18 protein-coding genes are annotated in these 19159 nt (G+C 31.7%); 15 read left to right on the top strand and 3 right to left on the bottom strand.

Annotation, left to right across the window (positions count from 1 at the left end):
• The first annotated feature begins 139 nt into the window (after positions 1 to 139).
• The 6 genes from ACUSRV_RS00195 (at position 140) to ACUSRV_RS00170 (ending at position 4371) form a co-directional block, all read left to right on the top strand.
• Positions 140 to 886, top strand: coding sequence for a MerR family transcriptional regulator (locus ACUSRV_RS00195; RefSeq protein WP_490139886.1), 747 nt, complete (start codon positions 140 to 142; stop codon positions 884 to 886).
• A 159-nt stretch (positions 887 to 1045) separates the two neighbouring features.
• Complete coding sequence (locus tag ACUSRV_RS00190; RefSeq protein WP_490139885.1) at positions 1046 to 1282, top strand: helix-turn-helix transcriptional regulator; 237 nt, start codon at positions 1046 to 1048, stop codon at positions 1280 to 1282.
• Positions 1283 to 1738 (top strand): peptide deformylase, encoded by a 456-nt coding sequence (gene def / locus ACUSRV_RS00185; protein WP_490139884.1) that lies wholly within the window; start codon positions 1283 to 1285, stop codon positions 1736 to 1738.
• 351 nt (positions 1739 to 2089) lie between these two features.
• Positions 2090 to 3304, top strand: coding sequence for a type III PLP-dependent enzyme domain-containing protein (locus ACUSRV_RS00180; protein WP_490139883.1), 1215 nt, complete (start codon positions 2090 to 2092; stop codon positions 3302 to 3304).
• A 104-nt stretch (positions 3305 to 3408) separates the two neighbouring features.
• A complete protein-coding gene (locus ACUSRV_RS00175; protein ID WP_490139882.1) occupies positions 3409 to 3591 on the top strand; it encodes a DUF6954 family protein in 183 nt (60 codons plus the stop codon).
• Between the two features lie 180 nt (positions 3592 to 3771).
• On the top strand, positions 3772 to 4371 hold the full coding sequence (locus ACUSRV_RS00170; RefSeq protein WP_490139881.1) for a DUF2238 domain-containing protein: 600 nt from the start codon (positions 3772 to 3774) through the stop codon (positions 4369 to 4371).
• 656 nt (positions 4372 to 5027) lie between these two features.
• Here the strand turns inward: ACUSRV_RS00170 and ACUSRV_RS00165 are convergent.
• On the bottom strand, positions 5028 to 5540 hold the full coding sequence (locus ACUSRV_RS00165) for a nitroreductase family protein (RefSeq protein ID WP_490139880.1): 513 nt from the start codon (positions 5538 to 5540) through the stop codon (positions 5028 to 5030).
• 316 nt (positions 5541 to 5856) lie between these two features.
• Between ACUSRV_RS00165 and ACUSRV_RS00160 the strand changes: the two genes are divergently transcribed.
• The 4 genes from ACUSRV_RS00160 to buk all read left to right on the top strand — a co-directional run bounded on the left by ACUSRV_RS00160 (position 5857) and on the right by buk (position 11436).
• Positions 5857 to 7746 (top strand): sigma 54-interacting transcriptional regulator, encoded by a 1890-nt coding sequence (locus ACUSRV_RS00160; RefSeq protein ID WP_490139879.1) that lies wholly within the window; start codon positions 5857 to 5859, stop codon positions 7744 to 7746.
• Between the two features lie 161 nt (positions 7747 to 7907).
• Positions 7908 to 9692, top strand: coding sequence for an indolepyruvate ferredoxin oxidoreductase subunit alpha (gene iorA, locus ACUSRV_RS00155; RefSeq protein ID WP_490139878.1), 1785 nt, complete (start codon positions 7908 to 7910; stop codon positions 9690 to 9692).
• Between the two features lies 1 nt (position 9693).
• The gene (locus tag ACUSRV_RS00150) at positions 9694 to 10275 is read left to right on the top strand and encodes an indolepyruvate oxidoreductase subunit beta (RefSeq protein ID WP_490139877.1); all 582 of its coding nucleotides are present in this window, start codon (positions 9694 to 9696) and stop codon (positions 10273 to 10275) included.
• Between the two features lie 75 nt (positions 10276 to 10350).
• Positions 10351 to 11436, top strand: a complete 1086-nt coding sequence (buk, locus tag ACUSRV_RS00145; RefSeq protein WP_490139876.1) for a butyrate kinase — start codon at positions 10351 to 10353, stop codon at positions 11434 to 11436.
• Positions 11437 to 11474: 38 nt separating this feature from the next.
• Here buk and nudC read toward each other — a convergent pair whose 3' ends face one another.
• Positions 11475 to 12254, bottom strand: a complete 780-nt coding sequence (nudC, locus tag ACUSRV_RS00140) for an NAD(+) diphosphatase (RefSeq protein ID WP_490139875.1) — start codon at positions 12252 to 12254, stop codon at positions 11475 to 11477.
• A gap of 175 nt (positions 12255 to 12429) precedes the next feature.
• Between nudC and ACUSRV_RS00135 the strand changes: the two genes are divergently transcribed.
• Together ACUSRV_RS00135 and ACUSRV_RS00130 are read left to right on the top strand one after the other, a co-directional pair.
• The gene (locus ACUSRV_RS00135; protein WP_490139874.1) at positions 12430 to 12957 is read left to right on the top strand and encodes a DUF2284 domain-containing protein; all 528 of its coding nucleotides are present in this window, start codon (positions 12430 to 12432) and stop codon (positions 12955 to 12957) included.
• 73 nt (positions 12958 to 13030) lie between these two features.
• Positions 13031 to 13993, top strand: coding sequence for a D-2-hydroxyacid dehydrogenase (locus ACUSRV_RS00130; RefSeq protein WP_490139873.1), 963 nt, complete (start codon positions 13031 to 13033; stop codon positions 13991 to 13993).
• Positions 13994 to 14089: 96 nt separating this feature from the next.
• On the opposite strand, the gene ACUSRV_RS00125 is transcribed toward ACUSRV_RS00130, so the two are convergent.
• A complete protein-coding gene (locus ACUSRV_RS00125) occupies positions 14090 to 14551 on the bottom strand; it encodes a redoxin domain-containing protein (protein WP_490139872.1) in 462 nt (153 codons plus the stop codon).
• Positions 14552 to 14844: 293 nt separating this feature from the next.
• On the opposite strand from ACUSRV_RS00125, the gene ACUSRV_RS00120 reads away from it, so the two are divergent.
• The 3 genes from ACUSRV_RS00120 (at position 14845) to ppsA (ending at position 19022) form a co-directional block, all read left to right on the top strand.
• Positions 14845 to 15693 (top strand): sialate O-acetylesterase, encoded by an 849-nt coding sequence (locus ACUSRV_RS00120; RefSeq protein ID WP_490139871.1) that lies wholly within the window; start codon positions 14845 to 14847, stop codon positions 15691 to 15693.
• A gap of 51 nt (positions 15694 to 15744) precedes the next feature.
• Entirely contained in the window at positions 15745 to 16266 is a 522-nt protein-coding gene (locus ACUSRV_RS00115) for a PadR family transcriptional regulator (protein WP_490139870.1), read from the top strand.
• A 140-nt stretch (positions 16267 to 16406) separates the two neighbouring features.
• Complete coding sequence (ppsA, locus tag ACUSRV_RS00110; RefSeq protein ID WP_490139869.1) at positions 16407 to 19022, top strand: phosphoenolpyruvate synthase; 2616 nt, start codon at positions 16407 to 16409, stop codon at positions 19020 to 19022.
• The last annotated feature ends 137 nt before the right edge of the window (positions 19023 to 19159 follow it).

The raw sequence follows: 19159 nt of genomic DNA, 5'->3' as shown, positions 1-19159 counted from the left end.
AAAATCCCCCCTAGGTTATAGTATAATGGAAATCTAAGAGTCACGTATATAATCTCTATTAGAACGCATAAAAAAATTTAAATATTAATTGACTCTCCTCTTAGGGAAGGGTTTAAGATATAAATTGAGGTGAAGAATCATGGAATATACGGTAAAGGAAGTTGCAAGAATTACAGGAGTTACAGTGAAAACACTTCACTATTATCACAAAATTGATTTACTACTACCATGCAAGGTTACAGATGCCGGCTATCGTATGTATGGAAAAAATGAATTAGAGCTTTTGCAACAAATACTTTTCTTTCGCGAACTTGATTTTTCTCTCGAAAATATTAGAATTGCCCTTGAAGATGAGACAAAACGAGTGGATTGTTTGATAAGACAAAAGGAAATGCTTTTAGCGCGAAAGCATAGAACTGATTGCTTATTGAATAATATTGAAGAGTCTATAATTGCGGCAATGAAAGGAGAAACTATGAATATCGAAAAAATGTTTAATGGTTTAAATAAGGAGCAATGGGAATCTGCATTGAGTGAACAAAACAAGCATATAAAAGAAAACTATGATTATGATATGTTACAAGATAATCCTATTGATGTAGATAAACTTAATGAGCAAGCAAAGGAAGCACAAGAATTTACAAATTTTATGATAAATGCTCTTAGAAATGGATGGAAAACAAACGATGAAAGAGTTCAAGGCTCAATAAAAAAACATATTGAATTTATGAATGAGAGTGGTATCAAGATGGATGCTAAGATGTTCTCTGATTCTACAAAATTCTTTTTAGAAGATGACTTCCATAGAAATATGTATGAAAATCAGCAGGCAGGGCTTTCATATTATATGAGTTGCGCTGCAGAAATGTTTTTAAATAACCGATAATGAAATAAAAGAACTACTCAAGTCTGAGTAGTTCTTTTATTTTTTATATTAAATCTCTTTTAAATTACTTTTAGTTATGTAAGGTTAACTTGACATATAGATTGAAAAATAGTATATTGTTAATGTAAGGTTAACGTTACATTGGAGGTTTAATAATTAATGAAAAATAAAGTTAGAGAAATTCGTGAATCTTTGGGTCTAACTCAAGAACAACTAGGAGCGCTTGTTGGAGTATCTAGACAGGCTATTAACGCTATTGAAACAGAAAAGGTGGAGCCTTCTATATGGCTAGCATATGACATTTCTAAAATATATAATTGTCCAATAGAGGATATTTTTCTATTTGAAGAAAGTGAAAGAAAATCAAGGGCTCAACAAAGTAGAGGTGGATATTAAATGGCATTAAGAGAAATTAGACTTTATAGTGATGAAATACTTAGAAAAAAAAGTAAAGAAGTTGAGGTAGTCGACGATAGAATAAGAGAAATTCTTAATGATATGGCTGATACTATGTATAATACCCCAAATGGTGGGGGATTAGCTGCTTGTCAAATAGGCATATTAAAAAGATTAGTTGTTATAGATATGGGGCAAGGCCTTATAAAACTGGTAAATCCTAAAATTATTAGTACTGATGGAGGACAAAATGTTATAGAAGGTTGCTTAAGTATACCTAATAAATTTGGAAAGATAAAAAGACCGAAAACTGTTACTATACAAGCACTAAATGAAAATGGTGAGAAAATTGTATTAACAGGTACAGGAGATTTAGCAAAATGTATATGTCACGAAATAGACCATTTAGATGGAATGCTTTTTACTGACTTTGTCATTGAATATATTGATATTTAAAACTAAGTATAGTATATTTTGTTTATAAATTAGTTTTATAAGTGTATTAAAATTATAAATGTATTGTAATTTCGAGCCTTTTCTTAACTAAGTAGTTAGGAAAGGCTTTTTTATTTTTTCAAATAAGTAAAAAATTGACTCGAATTTATGGAGGATTATACAATTATGGATATCTTGGTGATATTTGATTTAGTCATATTTTACTTTAGACTGTTAATATACTAGAAGCAGCAAGACATCTTTATAGTAGATATGGGTTTACTTTAACTGAATCTGTAGATAATACTACTTGGACTAATAATTTGCTTAAGGAAGAACGTTGGAATTTATACTTATAGGGAGGTAAATAGCTTGAGTATTATTAAGGAATTAATGGCACAATATAAGAGGCCTTTTTACATATACAACGAGAAGGTTATCAATAAGCAAATTGAAATACTTACAGAAAAACTTAATCAATTTGAATTTCTATATTCAATAAAAACTAATCCATATAAACATATAGTAGATTTAATTGTATCAAAAGGCTTAGGTGCAGATGCAGCTTCTGTCCAAGAGGTAATAATAGCACATAAAGCGGGTCTACCTTACGAAAAAATTCTATATTCATCTGCTGGAAAAACACGTAAAGATATTGAAGAAACATTAGACAAGTCAATAATAATAGCAGACAGCTACAATGAATTGAGATTGATTAACGATATTTCAAAACAAAGGGGATTAAATATAAAGGTAGGGCTTAGAATAAATCCTGATTACACTATGGATATGGAAAAAGGAACAAGCAGTAAATTTGGTGTTGATGAGGAAACACTAATTAAGAATAGAGATTTTGTAAATAATTTAACAAATATAAAAATTATTGGTATTCATATTCACCTAAAGTCTCAGACGCTTGAACATACTAAACTTTGCTCATACTATGAAAGAGTTTTTGAATTAGCTATATTCTGCAAAGAGAGCATGGGATGGGAACTAGAATTTATTAATTTCGGTGGAGGAATTGGTATAGCATATTCATTATTAAATGATACTCCTCTCAATATTGAGATCCTTAGCGAAGGATGTAAAAAACTAGTTGAAAAATTTAAGTATAAAATCAATGCAAGACTTATTATTGAAACAGGTAGGTTCATAGTTTGTAAAGGTGGCCAATATGTTATTCATATTGTAGACATAAAAGAATCAAGGGGTATAAAATACTTAATTGTAGAAAATGGGCTCAACGGTTTTTTAAGACCTTCTATTGCACAGCTTATAAGTTCATATGCACCTCAAGGAAGTAAGTTACAGGGATGTGAACCGTTATTCACTTCTAAAGATGCATTTGAATTTACTATAATTGAAAGTGAAGAAGTATTGCTTGAAAAAGTAAATATCGTTGGTAATTTATGCACATCAGCTGATATAATGGCAAAAGATATAATGCTTCCAAAAGCTAATATTGGAGATGTATTAGTAGTATCAAATGCAGGAAGTTATTCTTATACTTTGACACCATTATTGTTTGCAAGCCAACCTCTTCCATTACAGTTTTACATAAATTCAAAGGGCGAAATATTGTAAAATATTTTGTATAACTACGACTTCTTTGATGATAAACTAAATATAAGAAATAACTCAAGTATTAAGAAGTAAAACTTTGATTTAAATAAAGGAGATTACATATTATGAAGGTATTAGCTTATATATTTATATCAGTAGCTTTTATTTTAGTTACCTTTTTTGGGCTAGGGCCAGTTCTTCTTGCCGATGGAGGTCTTGGTGAAAGAATGATCACCCTGGCAATTGTATTAGGATTATATTTAGTTCTTATAATATTATTTAGAAATATAACAAAAAAGAAAAAATAGATACTTTAAAATAAATAGATTGAAATTAAGGGACTAGATATAGTCCTTTTTTAAATTGTGATAAACAAGCGGAACTAAATTAACATTATCTAAATAGAATAATAGAAGAAGCGTAATATATGATGAAGATATTAGCATATTATTTATTACACTAATTATACTTTTAGGTGGTGGAGTGTAATGAAAAGAATTGAGAAAATAAAACTTTTTATTATTATTATAATATACTTATCTATGATATCTACTGGATTGATTGCATTTGTTGATAAAAACTGGATGTATTTAGGAATATCGCTCCTTACATTAATTGTCATGTTATTGCCGTCTATTATAGAAAAACGATTTAGCATTGATATACCTGGAGGATTTGAAATAATTTTAATACTATTTATTTATTCAGGCGTCTACCTTGGAGAACTACAACATTTTTATAATAAGTTTTGGTGGTGGGACAAAATGCTCCACAGTTTTTCAGGAGTTATTTTAGGGAATATAGGTTTTTTGATTGTGAGTTACCTAACTAGCAACAGTAAGATAAACATTAAACGAAGCCCAATTTTTGTAGCTTTTTTTTCCTTTTGTTTTGCTGTTGCAATGGGAGCTATATGGGAAATTTACGAGTATTCCATGGATAAATCTCTGGGACTATTTATGCAAAGGGGTAGCCTAGATGATACTATGATAGATATAATTTTAGATACTATAGGTGCGTTAATATTTGCAATCTTAGGTTATTTCCAACACAAAGATAAGCTTAGACGTATGTCTAAGAAGAATTAAAAAATAGCATGCATCCTCTAAAATTTTAGAGGATGCATGCTATTTTTAAAATCAATGTTGAAATGTAGAAACGTATAAATAGATTTAATAGAGTTATATATAATGATATATTTAATACATAGTTTAGTCAGTTATTATTGCATAGGGGTATAATATTATGTACTAAAAGTATAAACAATTATAATATATTAATCAGAGTTATAATAAATATACTATAATTTATATAATAGAATATATGAAATATTAGAAAGGGAGACCATATGGGGATTATCTATATTTTGATATCTGGAACAATCTCTAGTATTTTGTTCAGTATATTATTTGAAGCTTTGAACAAGAGCATGTTAAAAGTATTTGTACCACTACAAAAATTAACAAGGAAATTAAAAAGAAAACGCATTTATGATGCAATCACCTTTTTGTGTCTTATTTTTATTGCTACTGAAATTAAAGATATGTATAGTTTAAATTATATTAGCTTCGGTATAGTGTTAGGGTTTGCATTTGCATTGAATGACATAATATTTGAACATTAAGCTAAATTTATGTCACAGTATTTATATGTAAAGTTACTTTTGATGATAAAAATAAAGTGGTACATGCGTAGGTACCACTTTGCTAATATCCATATATCTACTAAATCTGATAACTGTTTTCTATTTATATTTATCGTAGCAAACAATTTCCTCCAACATCTTTCTTGGCCTTGCATTTGGTTTTTCTGCTGGATAACCCAAGGGTGTCATTGCCACTACTCTAACATTTTCAGGTATCCCAAGAATCTCTTTAATCTGATTCTCAAAAAAACCTCCAATCCAGCAGCTACCAAGTCCAAGCTCTTGAGCCTCTAAAATCATATAGGACATAGCAATAGACAAGTCAACAGTATAGGCAAGTTGACCACAAGGCATTACAAAAGATGTTTCAGTGGCACATGCAACTATTATTACAGGTGCCTCTACAACAAACTTTCGTCCATTTACTGCAGGTAAAAGTCTTTGTTTTATTTCCTCATCTCTAACAACAATAAATTTCCACTCCTGTTTATTTTTTGCAGATGGAGAAATTCTGGCTGTCTCTAAAATTTTATTTAGTTTTTCAACCTCTATAGGTATGTCTAAATACGATCTAATACTTCTTCTTTCCCTTAAAGCTGTTAATACATTCATTTTACTTTCCCTCCATAGATTAGCTGAAATATATCTATATTTAAATTATATTCCGAAAGCTTTTACTAAGTTCATGAGGGATGACATTTTCTGGTTCAAATTCAAATGCAACTAAATTTCAACACTATATTAAAACATAGCCTTAAATTATAATATCCAACTGATAAACTTGAGCAAGGACTCTGATTTTCAAGGTCATTAGCTACATGATTAAAGCGAATTTTATATTTGATAAAAAAATGATTTAATATTACTATTATATTAAGAGTATTTTTGAATTTAAGTTAATTAATCGAGGGGATTGGGGAGAATTTTTATGGACAGAATAATAGGGGTAATCGCTTCTGATTTAGAACTGAAAAATAGTATAACAGAGTTATTTCAAGAGGATGTAAATCAAGGTAAAATTATTATAGACATATTAAACTCTAACAATATGGAAGAACAAGGTAAGATATTAGAAGATAAAGGTGCTCAAGCTATTGTAGCAAGAAGTGGTGGATATATTTATAATGTTGGTAAAGTAAATGTTCCTGTAGTACATTTAAAAATTACACCCATTGATATTTTACGTGCAGTAAAAGATGCAAGCAAATATAACAAAGAGATAGTGTTATTTATTTCTGTTTATGAGTATTTTGATTATGATGAATTTAAAGATATAATTACAACTAATATAATAATTGAAAAATTTCGCGTTAAGGAAGAAATTGAGGAAAGAGTATATAAATATATAAATAAAAAAGAAGAGATTGTAATAATCGGGGGAGGAATTCCTTGTAGTTGTGCTCAAAACCTGGGAATAGATAATGTTAATATAGGTGCTAGTAAGGAATCCATTTATGAAGCAATTACAGATGCTAAGGAACTTGTGGACAATCTATATGAGCAAAAATATAAAAATGAGGTTTTAAAAACCGTATTAGATGGAGTTCATGATGCTGTCATAGCAATAGATAATGAAGGTACAATTATATTATATAATGAAAGAGCAGAGAAATTATTAAAAAAGTCTAGTGTAGAAGTTATAGATAAAAAACTATTAGATGTTTATCCGGAACTTGGATTTATGTTGGATATTTTAAAAAATAAAACCAATCAATATAATCAAATTAGAAAATTAAAAAGGATTATAGTTACTTCAAATATATCTATTTTAGATGTAGATGGCCATATTAATGGTGTTTTGTGCTCATTTCAGGATATTACGAAACTTCAAAGTTTGGAAAAAAAGATAAGATATGAAATAAATAAAAAAGGTCTTGTTGCAAGATATAATTTTTATGATATTGTTGCATGTGATCCTGTTACTAAGGATACAGTGGCAAAGGCAATTAAAATAGGTTTAACTGATAGCGCTGTAATGGTTTATGGAGAAAGTGGTACCGGCAAGGAAATGATGGCTCAAGGTATACATAATATAAGTAGTAGAAAAGAGGAACCTTTTGTAGCTGTAAACTGTGCAGCAATATCCGAAAATCTTCTGGAGAGTGAACTCTTTGGATATGAAGAAGGGGCATTTACAGGAGCAAGAAAAGGTGGAAAGCCAGGGTTATTTGAACTTGCCCATGGAGGAACTATATTTTTAGATGAAATAAATAGTATGTCACTAAATCTTCAAGCAAAGCTGCTGCGTGTTCTAGAAGAAAAGGAAGTAATGAGAATAGGTTCAGACTATGTTATTCCGTTAGATGTAAGAGTAATTGCTGCTGCCAATGAAGAATTAAAGGAAAAAGTTAAAGCGGGAAATTTTAGAAGTGATTTATTTTATAGATTAAATATTTTAAAATTAAGCATTCCACCTCTGAGGGAAAGAAAAAAAGATATAGTTCCATTGTTTAAACATTATCTAAAAGAATTATCAAAGGAAAATAATGAAATAGAATTAAGTAACAAAACGGAGAATAAGATAATAAATCATACATGGACAGGAAATGTAAGAGAGCTTAAAAACGTTGCTCAAAGATATATACTTTTTAATGAGATTGACCTTGATGAAGATGAAGTTGAGGGTGAAGTTAAAGTTATGGGAAATGAGAGAATACTAGATATTGATAATGAAGTTAGTCTAAAAGATTTGTATGAATCCTTGGAGGAAAAAGTTATAGATATACTATCTAGTAAAGGTGTATCAAATACAGAAATTGCTAAACACCTAGGTATAAGTAGAACAGCTTTATGGAAGAAGAAAAAAATAGAAGATTAATGAATAAAGTGTAAACTTTGTTAACGAAACGTTAACTTAGTTTACGCTTTTTAATTATTCAGAAAATAAAAAATCTGTCAAAATATCGGAAAATAGCCAAAATTAAAACTGGCATGAAAATTGCTAAATAATATTACATAAAATATAATAGGGGTGAGAATATGAAAAAATTATTAACAGCAAATGAAGCAATTGCCCGTGGAGCATGGGAAGCAGGGGTAAGATTTGCTTCAGCATATCCAGGAACACCAAGTACTGAGATATTAGAAAACGTTGGAACATATAAAGGGGATATTGTAGCAGAATGGGCAACTAATGAAAAGGTTGCAGTAGAAGCAGCAATAGGAGCATCTATCGCTGGAGCAAGATCATTAGCAGCAATGAAACATGTAGGGGTTAACGTTGCAGCAGATCCATTATTTACTTTTGCATATACAGGTGTTAATGGAGGAATGGTTTTAATAACAGCAGATGAGCCAGGACAACATTCATCTCAAACAGAACAAGATAATCGTAACTATGCAAAGTTTGCAAAGGTTGCTATGTTTGAGCCTGCAGATAGCCAAGAAGCAAAAGATATGGTTAAGGCTGCTTATGAAGTTAGTGAAAAGTATGATACACCTGTTTTAATAAGAATGACTACAAGAGTATGTCACTCTAAGGGAATAGTTGAATGTAATGATAGAGAAGAAGTTGAAATAAAAGAATATGTTAAGAATCCAGCAAAATATTTAACAGTACCAGGTCATGCAAGAAAACTTAGAGTATTAGTTGAAGATAGAATGGCTAAACTTTTAGATTTTTCAAATAGTACTAGCTTAAACTATACTGAGTGGAATGACACTAAAATAGGGGTAATAGCATCAGGCGCTGCATTTAGTTTTGCTAAAGAAGTATTTGGAGATTCTGCTTCATACTTAAAATTAGGATTTACTAATCCACTTCCTAATGAAAAAATAAAAGAGTTTGCTGGTAAAGTTGATAAGTTATATATTATAGAAGAAAATGATCCATATATAGAAGAGCAAGTTAGAATGTTAGGATTTGATTGCTTCGGGAAAAACCTTTTCCCATCTTACGGTGAAATGACTCCGGATGTTATTAGACAATCCGTATACGGTGAAACAATGGAAACTATTGAATTTGACGAATCAAAAGTTGTTCCAAGACCTCCAACACTATGTTCAGGATGTCCACATAGAGGGTTCTTCTATGAAATTGGAAAGAGAAAAAATGTAATGATCTCTGGAGATATAGGATGTTATACTCTAGGATTTGATCAGCCATATAGTGCTATGGATACTGCAGTATGTATGGGTGGAAGCTTTGGTATTGGACATGGCGCACAAAAAGTTTTCAATATGAAAGAAGACAATAAGATGAGAGTTGTATCTGTTTTAGGAGATTCAACATTCTTACATACAGGTGTAAATGCACTTTTAGAGGTAGCTTATAATAAAGGAAATACAGTTAATGTAATATTAGACAATAGAATAACTGGAATGACAGGACATCAAGAAAACCCAGGAACAGGTTACACATTACAAGGTGAAGAAACTGTTGAAGCAGATATAGAAATGCTTGTTAGAGCATGTGGAATTAAGAATGTAGCAAAGATTGATCCAAATAATCTTAAATCAGTAAAAGAAACATTTGACTGGGCATTAAGTCTTGATGAACCTTCGGTAATAATAACAAGATGGCCATGTGTATTAAAGAAATTTACAAAACAAGATAAAGAAGAATTTAATAATCCTTTCCAAACTAAGTGTGATGTTAATGATGAAAAATGTGTTGGATGTAGAGCTTGTATAAGAACAGGATGTCCAACTATATCGTTTAACAAAGCAGATAAGAAATCAATAATTGATCAAAATTCATGTGTAGGCTGTGAAGTATGTCTTCAAGTTTGCCCAGTAAAAGCTATTGGAAAGGTGGGAGCATAAAATGATAAAAAGTATTCTTTTAGTAGGAGTAGGTGGGCAAGGAACAATACTTGCTAGTAAGCTTTTAACATTAGGTCTTATGGAAGCTGGATACGATGTTAAAATGAGTGAGATACACGGAATGTCTCAAAGAGGAGGTTCTGTATCATCTCAAGTTAGATACGGGGATAAAGTTGAATCTCCAGTTATCGAACTTGGTGGAGCAGATATACTAGTTTCTTTTGAAAAGATGGAAGCTTTAAGATGGCTTAAATATTTAAAGAAAGATGGAAAAGTTGTAGTTAATGATTTTGAGATAAATTCTATGCCTATTCTTTCTGGAAAAGTAGATTATCCTACAGAAATATTAGAAGAACTTAGCTCAAAGGTTCAAACAACAGTTATTGATGCTGCAAAACAAGCTACAGAACTAGGAAATCCAAAGGTTATGAATGTTATATTACTTGGAACTACAATTAAGGCAATGGGTCTTGAAGATATAGATTGGGAAAAAATCATAAGAGATAATGTAAAACCACAATTTGTTGAACTTAACTTAAAGGCTATTGAAGTTGGAATGGGATTAGCAAGCGTAGAAGCTTAATAAAATTAAAAATATATGAAAACCTATGTTCACATTTCTGTGAGTCATAGGTTTTTTGAAAAGGGGGAAATAATAATGAGTCATAAAATATTGGCAATAAATCCAGGTTCTACATCAACTAAAATATCTATATATGAAAATGATAAGGAACTACTTTGCAAAACACTAGATCACCCAGCTAGTGAAATTGAAAAGTACAATAAAGTTGCAGACCAATTTAATATGAGAAAAGATGTTATACTTTCATTTTTAAGTGAAAATGGATATGATGTTAGTGAGTTATCTGCTGTTGTAGGAAGAGGGGGAATGGTTCCATCAGTAAAGTCAGGAGCTTATTTAGTTAATGACGTTATGGTAGATAGACTATTAAATAACCCAATTATGGAACATGCTTCAAATTTAGGAGCGATTATAGCTTATGAAATAGCAAACACTGCTAATATACCGGCATACATATATGACTCTGTAAGAGTTGATGAACTTTCAGATATTGCTCGTATATCAGGTATGTCAGATATACCAAGAACAAGTACTAGCCATGTTTTAAATTCTAGAGCTACAGCAATGAAAGTTGCTGATAAATATAATAAAAAATATTCAGATATGAATTTAATTGTTGCTCATTTAGGTGGAGGAATATCGTTAAGTGTTCATGAAAAGGGACAAATAGTAGATATAGTTTCTGATGATGAAGGTCCATTTTCACCTGAAAGAGCAGGTAGAGTTCCTTGTAGAGCTCTTATAGAAGCTTGTTATTCAGGAGAATTTGACAGAAGTACTATGAGTAAAAAGTTAAGAGGAAATGGTGGCTTAAAATCATATCTTAACACAGTTGATGCTAGAGAAGTTGAAAAGATGATTGAAAATAGCGATGAAAACGCAAGAATGGTTTATGAGGCTATGGCTTATCAAGTTGCTAAGGGAATAGGTGAACTTGCAACTGTAGTAGATGGTAAGGTAGATGCTATTGTAATCACTGGTGGTATAGCATATTCTAATATGATGACTTCATGGATTAAAAGAAGAGTAGAATTTATTTCAAATGTTGAAATAGTACCAGGAGAAAATGAAATGGAATCTCTTTCTTTAGGAACTTTAAGAGTTCTTAATGGATTAGAAGAAGCTAGAGAATATAATGAAGAAATAACAGCAAAGGCATAATAATAAATAAAGAACCCTTGAAAAATCAAGGGTTCTTGCTATTTTTGACTATCAACAAACCAATCTATAAGCCTTTTGGCTATACTGCCACCTAAAGGAATATTTGGAAGTTCTTCTACACTATAAAAAGATGCATGGTCAATTTCTACACCATCAACTTTTAATTCACCGCTATCATATTCACAGGTAAATCCTACCATTAGAGAATCTGGGAAAGGCCAAGGTTGGCTTCCAAAATACTTTATATTTTTAACTTGTATGCCTACTTCTTCAAAAACCTCCCTAGCAACACAATCTTCAAAGGATTCTCCAGGTTCTACAAAACCTGCAAGTACACTGTACATGTCTTTAGGGAAATTAGCATTATGTGCAAGGAGTAACTTATCATCTTTGACAACGGCTGTTATAATAGCAGGAGATATTCTAGGATAACTAATATAACTGCATTTTGGACAAGTTTTTGCTAATTCATTGATTTTATCTTCTGCCAAAGTTCCACATTTACTACAGTACTTATATGTATTATTCCATTTTGTAATATGAAGAGCTCTTGCAGTCAAACTAAAAAAAGAAATATCCATTGAACCTATAAGTGTACGCAGTTTATAAAAATTAAAGTCATTAGCTTCTGTTAAAACTGTATTGACTTCACCAAAAAGAAATTCATTATTATCTTTTGATGTTAAGAAATCTAGATTATTTAAATCTATACCTAAAGCTTTTATATCAGTATCGCTAGGAATTGATATATGCCCATCTTGTATATTAACTAGTAATTCATCATTATTAAAAATAAAACATAATTTATTTTTCTTCATAATCATACACCTTCTCATATTTAATTCTGAATTTATAAAACGCTATAAAATTAGTATAGGTATTATTTTAAATATAATCAATAGGAACTCATTTGAAAATAGTTCTAGAAATATTACACGAAGAATATATAAATAGAGATAAATTCATTTAATAATATAAAAAAGGGGATATTTTATGTTAAAAGAGCGATTAATAGAAACTTTCAAAGAAATAGGTTTTGATGAATATAAAGAGATTAAAACTACTGATATAGTTTTTTCGCAAGACGTATTTAAACAATGTGAAAAGAATACTTGCGGAAATTTTGGGATAAACCATGCTTGTCCACCGGGAGCTGGGACTATAGATGAAAGAAAAGCAAGTGTTTTAAAATATGAAAATGCTTTTATAATATCCAAAATTGTATCTATTAAAACGAGAAAAGAAATGATAGAGTCTCTTGAAATTGTTGCGAAGGTAAATAAAGATTTAAGAAGTGCTTTTGAAAATGAAGATATATCTATAATGGGGGCAGGCCCATGTACTAAATGCAAAAAATGTACTGCACTAGATAATGAACCTTGCCGTTTTCCAGACAAAATAGAGTATTCAATGGAAGGAAGCGGTATTGATGTAGTTCGTATGTCTATGAATCAAAAAATGACTTATAATGCTGGAGCGGGAAAAATCGGTTACTTTACATTAGTGCTGTACAATGATTAATTTTATTTGTATAAGGACCTCTATCTTTTGATGGAGAGTATTTTAATTATAGTTAGTATATTAGGGGGTGGGTATGATGAAAATTGTAGTACTTGACGGATATACATTAAATCCCGGAGACTTAACATGGGAAGGGCTAGAAAAGCTCGGTTCAACGACAATTTATGATAGGACATCAGAAGATAAGGTTTTGGAGAGAATTAAGGATGCAGAGGTTGTTTTTACAAGTAATGTTCCACTATCGAAGGATACTATAGAAAAGGCAAAAAACCTTAAATTTATAGGGGTACTTGCTACAGGGTATAACGATATAGATATCGATACAGCAAAAAAATTAGGAATATCGGTAACAAATATTCCTACCTACGGCACAGACTCAGTAGCACAAATGGCATTTGCTCATTTACTTGAAATTTGCAACAATGTTGCATTACATGATAAAGCAGTTAAAAATAATGAATGGACAAATAATGCTGATTGGTGTTTTTGGAAAGAGCCGCTCATAGAACTTGCTGGTAAAACAATGGGTATAATTGGATACGGTAGAATTGGGCAAACATCAGGAAAAATCGCTCAAGCATTTGGAATGAACGTATTGGCATACAATAAGCATCCCAAAAAAGAGCTAGAATGTGAAAGTATGAGGTATGTTGAACTAGATGATCTTTTAGCTAAATCTGATGTAATTAATCTTCACTGTCCATTGCTTGAGGATACAAAGGGAATTATAAACAAAGATACCATTGCAAAGATGAAAAACGGAGTAATTATTATAAATACATCGAGAGGACAACTTATTGTGGAAGAAGATTTAGCACAAGCCCTTAATAGTGGAAAGGTATATGCAGTTGGTCTTGACGTTGTATCAATAGAACCTATTTTAAAAGATAATCCGTTACTTAAAGCGAGAAATGTATTTTTAACTCCACACATAGCATGGGCACCGAGGGAGTCAAGAGCTAGGCTTATAAATACTGCAGTAGATAATCTTAAGCAGTTTATGGATGGAAATCCTGTAAATGTTGTTAATAGATAAAAAACATAACGCCCATACACTAGGCAAAAAATCTAAGGTATGGACGTTTTCACAAAATAGGGAAGTCATAGAAAGTTGTAGACTTTAGGATGTCACCTACATATTTGATAGAACTTGTATAACTTCATTTATATCAGGTAATTGTGAAGATGGATATACTTTTACCCATTGAACCTTACCATTTTCATCTATTATAATGTTTACTCTTTTTGATACACCATTTTTTTCATCGAATATTCCATAATCTTGTGCAACTTTTCCATGAGGCCAAAAGTCTGAAGGAAGACTCAGGTTTTCAATTGCAATTGCTGTTGCCCATGCTTTTTTGCATGGCGTGGGATCAACACTAAATCCAAGAGGAACTGTATTTAGACTTTGAAATTTCTGCCAATTATTCTCTATTGATCTCATCTGATCAGTACAAACAGGTGTCCAAGCAAGTGGATGCCATGATAGTAATACCTTTTTTCCTCTATAATCTGACAGACTTATATTTTGTTCGTTTTCATCTGTTACAGTAAAATTTGGTGCGTCATTACCTACCTCAATAAGTTTCACTATTATAATCTCCTTTCCAATTATGTATTTATATATAATGTCCTATGTAAGTAGATTTTATGTACCTATGTAATTATCATAATAAAATTTAGGCTAATCAGTCAAAGTATATCTGAAATTATGACTCTGAATCGTCTAAACTATATTTTAACTTACTTCTGAAAAAAATATAGTTGACAATTAGTCTAATTAGACTATAATATTTAAATATTGTTAGTCTAATTAGACTAATATTAAATTTAGTAGTTTTCAATATCTAAGAAAATCTACTGAAGCAAGAAAGGATGAAAAAAATGGTTAAATCGTTTTTAATGTTAGGTCAGTCGAATATGGCTGGAAGAGGGTTTATTCATGAAGTACCCCCGATTTGTAATGAAAGAATACAAATGTTGCGTAATGGTAGATGGCAAATGATGGCTGAGCCTATTAATTATGACCGTCCTGTTTCAGGAATAAGTCTAGCCGGTTCATTTGCAGATGCATGGTGTCGTCAAAATCAGGAAGATACTATTGGCTTAATTCCCTGTGCTGAAGGTGGAAGTTCATTGAATGAATGGGATGTAGATCAAGCACTTTTTAGACATGCAATAACTGAAGCTAACTTTGCTATGCAAAGTAGTGAGTTAACAGGAATTCTATGGCATCAAGGAGAAAGTGATAGTTTCAATGGTAACTACAAAGTATATTACAAAAAATTACTTTTAATTATTGAGGCTCTTAGAAAGGAGTTGAATGCTCCAGATATTCCTCTCATTATTGGCGGCTTAGGAGATTTTTTAGGCAAAGAGGGATTTGGAAAAAACTGTACTGAATATAACCTTATTAATCAAGAGTTACAAAAATTTGCTTTTGAACAAGAAAATTGTTACTTTGTCACAGCATCAGGTTTAACTTCTAATCCTGATGGTATTCATATTGATGCAATTTCTCAAAGAAAATTTGGTTTACGATATTTTGAAGCCTTTTCTAATAAGCAACATGTATTGAAGCCATTGATTAATGAAAATGAGTTGATAAATCTTAATCATGCTAGAACACATACCAAAGCAGAAAAGATATATATAAAAAGTATGGATTTGGCATTAGGAAAAATATCATATGATGAATTCGAATCTCAATTCATACAGATAAACAATGGCTAAACGTTATAACTATTAGCATAATTTTGATGAGAGTATAAAGGAGGTGTTTTTTTGATACCATTACTAATTTTAGGTTTATTAAAGCAAAACCCAGGTTCTTACGGATACGAATTATTAGCCTTAATGGAAGAGAGACACTATAAATATATAGTAAACTTCACTAAAGGGTCATTCTATTATAATCTGCAACAATTAGAAGAAAAACAATATATAAAAAAAATTGACCAATTAGACAACACTAGAGAGACGCATAATTATATCATCACTGAACTAGGAGATAAAGAATTTGAAAAATTGATGTATAAATATGGATCTAAGACAGATTATATAAATTTATCTTTTTATGCAGCTATGCTATTTGCTAATGAATATAAAAGTGAGGAGTTAACGAAACTAATAGAAATACAAATAAAACAAACTAAAATGAAAATTTCTTTATTAGAACAATCTCTTCAGCATAATGAAACTATCCCTACTTATTTTAGAAAAATGTTGGAAAATTCACTTTCTCATCATATAGTAAATGTTCAATGGTTTGAAGGACTGTTAAAAGATATAAGAAATGAAAATTAAACTCTCTCTATCTTAATTATAACATATAAAAAATTGTAAATGTAGGCTGTTTGTTCACATTTGCTAGTGCTATAATGCAATAGCACCTTATTATATTTGTTTTAGGGGTATTATTAAGGAAGTGAAAAGGAGGTAAACATATGAATTCATATGTGCTTGGTTTTCGGGACATTGACAAAACAAAACTCATTGTTGTTGGAGGTAAAGGCGCTAATCTGGGGGAACTTACCAAGATTGAAGGAATACGTGTACCAGAAGGCTTTTGTATTTCTACTGAAGCCTTTAAAAGAATTATTGGAGAAACGCCATTCATTAACGAATTACTTGATCAGTTATCGCTTCTAAAGGTGGAAGACCGAGATAAAATAAGTGAACTTAGCGGTGAGATTCGCAGGATCATCGAAGGGATAGACATCCCTGAAGACATTAATGAAGAGATCACCCACATTCTCTTGACTCTTGGAGAAAAAGATGCATATGCAGTACGATCAAGCGCAACTGCAGAGGATTTACCAACGGCCTCCTTTGCGGGCCAGCAAGATACGTATCTGAACATTATAGGAAAAAAGTCAATCCTAAAACATATGAGCAAGTGTTGGGCATCGCTATTTACTGAGAGGGCAGTAACTTACCGTATTCAAAACGGCTTTGACCACCGTAAGGTCCACCTGTCTGTGGTTGTTCAGAAGATGGTCTTCCCGCAGGCGGCAGGAATTTTGTTTACTGCAGATCCAGTCACATCTAATAGGAAGGTGTTATCCATTGACGCCAGTTTCGGACTTGGTGAGGCCTTGGTCTCTGGTGTGGTGAATGCTGATAACTATAAAGTACGTAACGGAAAGGTTATCGAGAAGAAGATATCATCCAAGAAGCTGGCTATTTATGCCTTAAAAGATGGCGGTACGAAAGAACAAGAGATTGAGCCTGAGATGCAGAATAGGCAAGCGCTAAATGATGAACAGATTTTGCAGCTTGAGCATATGGGCAGAAAGATCGAAGAACATTTCGGCCATCCCCAAGACATTGAGTGGTGTTTGGTTGATAATACCTTTTATATTGTCCAAAGTCGACCAATTACTACTTTATACCCAATCCCTGAAGCAAATGATGAAGAAAACCACGTTTACTTATCTGTCGGTCATCAACAAATGATGACAGACCCATTGAAACCATTGGGAATGTCTATATACGTGTTAACATGTTTTGGACAAAGATTTAAAGCTGGTGGAAGATTGTTTGTTGATGTTACACCTATACTGGCTTCGTCTGACAGCAGAAAAATGTTCTTAGATGGCATAGGGAAACACGATATTCTCACAAAAGACGCACTCACTACCATTATAGAGCGAGGAGATTTCATAAAATCTTTACCAAAGGATAAAGAGAAGCAGAGTACAGGTAAAAGTAATAAAAGTGTGTTGTCTGCGAATTCTCAACCACAAATCGAAAACGACCCCACAATCGTTTCACATCTGATTAAAAGTAGTCAAAAATCCATAGAAAAGTTAAAACAAAACATCCAAGATAAATCAGGAACAGATTTATTTGATTTTATTCTAGAAGACATCCAAGAGTTGAAGAAGATTTTATTTGACCCAAAAAGTACAGCTGTATTTACGGCTGCTATAGATGCTTCAATATGGATCAATGAAAAAATGAATGAGTGGTTGGGTGAGAAAAACGTGGCAGATACACTTTCTCAATCTGCACCAAACAATATTACTTCGGAAATGGGTCTTGCACTATTGGATGTGGCAGATGTGATTCGTCCTTATCCAGAAGTAATTGATTATTTACAGCATGTAAAAGATGATAACTTTTTAGATGAACTAGTTAAGTTTGATGGTGGAAAGGAAACCCAAGATGCAATCTTGTCTTATCTTAACAAGTACGGAATGAGATGTGTGGGAGAAATAGATATTACTAAAACTCGTTGGAGTGAAAAACCAGCTATACTTATCCCTATGATTCTTAGTAATATCAAAAACTTTGAGCCTAATGCTAGCAATGAGAAATTTGAGCAAGGACTACAGGAAGCTTTGAAAAAAGAACAAGAGATATTAGGTCGATTGAAGCAATTACAAGATGGTGAACAAAAATCCAAAGAAACAAAGCGAATGATTGACCTAATCAGGAATTTCATTGGTTATCGTGAATATCCAAAATACGGAATGGTTAATCGCTACTTCCTTTATAAGCAGGCTTTACTGAAGGTTGCCGAACAACTCTTACAAGCCACGGTTATTCATGAAAAAGAAGATATATACTATCTCACTTTTGAAGAACTTCGCGAAGTTTTACTCACAAATAAACTGGATTATCATATCATTAGTAAACGTAAGGAAGAGTACAAATTATATGAAAAGCTAACACCACCACGTGTTATCACCTCTGATGGTGAAATCATTGCAGGTGAGTATAAAAAAGGAAATCTCCCAGATGAAGCTATTGTAGGTTTACCTGTTTCTTCTGGGATTATAGAAGGACGGGCACGTGTCATCTTAAACATGGAAGATGCTAATCTAGAAGAGGGAGATATATTAGTCACCTCCTTTACTGACCCTAGTTGGACACCATTATTTGTATCTATAAAAGGCTTAGTCACCGAAGTTGGTGGACTTATGACTCATGGAGCAGTTATCGCACGTGAATATGGGTTACCAGCAGTTGTTGGAGTAGAAAATGCTACCAAATTGATCAAAGACGGACAGAGAATCCGGGTGAATGGAACTGAAGGCTATGTAGAAATCCTATAAGGGGAAGATGTTATCTTCCTCCTGAGAAATTAAATAAAAGATGATTAAGCTTTTAGGAAGCTATAATTTCATGAACTTGCCAAAAGAAGTAATTACAGGAAATGGAGTATTTATTGTTGCAGTTGGAGCTATAATAG

Source organism: Sporacetigenium sp. TC11 (genome assembly GCF_058146105.1).
Note: the sequence above shows the minus strand (reverse complement) of the source record. Positions and strands in the feature narration are given on the sequence as shown.

Coding starts and splice junctions, on each gene's coding strand:
- ACUSRV_RS00195 (WP_490139886.1), top strand. CDS start 140: ATGGAATATACGGTAAAGGAAGTTGCAAGAATTACAGGAGTTACAGTG.
- ACUSRV_RS00190 (WP_490139885.1), top strand. CDS start 1,046: ATGAAAAATAAAGTTAGAGAAATTCGTGAATCTTTGGGTCTAACTCAA.
- def (WP_490139884.1), top strand. CDS start 1,283: ATGGCATTAAGAGAAATTAGACTTTATAGTGATGAAATACTTAGAAAA.
- ACUSRV_RS00175 (WP_490139882.1), top strand. CDS start 3,409: ATGAAGGTATTAGCTTATATATTTATATCAGTAGCTTTTATTTTAGTT.
- ACUSRV_RS00170 (WP_490139881.1), top strand. CDS start 3,772: ATGAAAAGAATTGAGAAAATAAAACTTTTTATTATTATTATAATATAC.
- ACUSRV_RS00165 (WP_490139880.1), bottom strand. CDS start 5,540: ATGAATGTATTAACAGCTTTAAGGGAAAGAAGAAGTATTAGATCGTAT.
- ACUSRV_RS00160 (WP_490139879.1), top strand. CDS start 5,857: ATGGACAGAATAATAGGGGTAATCGCTTCTGATTTAGAACTGAAAAAT.
- iorA (WP_490139878.1), top strand. CDS start 7,908: ATGAAAAAATTATTAACAGCAAATGAAGCAATTGCCCGTGGAGCATGG.
- ACUSRV_RS00150 (WP_490139877.1), top strand. CDS start 9,694: ATGATAAAAAGTATTCTTTTAGTAGGAGTAGGTGGGCAAGGAACAATA.
- buk (WP_490139876.1), top strand. CDS start 10,351: ATGAGTCATAAAATATTGGCAATAAATCCAGGTTCTACATCAACTAAA.
- nudC (WP_490139875.1), bottom strand. CDS start 12,254: ATGAAGAAAAATAAATTATGTTTTATTTTTAATAATGATGAATTACTA.
- ACUSRV_RS00135 (WP_490139874.1), top strand. CDS start 12,430: ATGTTAAAAGAGCGATTAATAGAAACTTTCAAAGAAATAGGTTTTGAT.
- ACUSRV_RS00130 (WP_490139873.1), top strand. CDS start 13,031: ATGATGAAAATTGTAGTACTTGACGGATATACATTAAATCCCGGAGAC.
- ACUSRV_RS00120 (WP_490139871.1), top strand. CDS start 14,845: ATGGTTAAATCGTTTTTAATGTTAGGTCAGTCGAATATGGCTGGAAGA.
- ppsA (WP_490139869.1), top strand. CDS start 16,407: ATGAATTCATATGTGCTTGGTTTTCGGGACATTGACAAAACAAAACTC.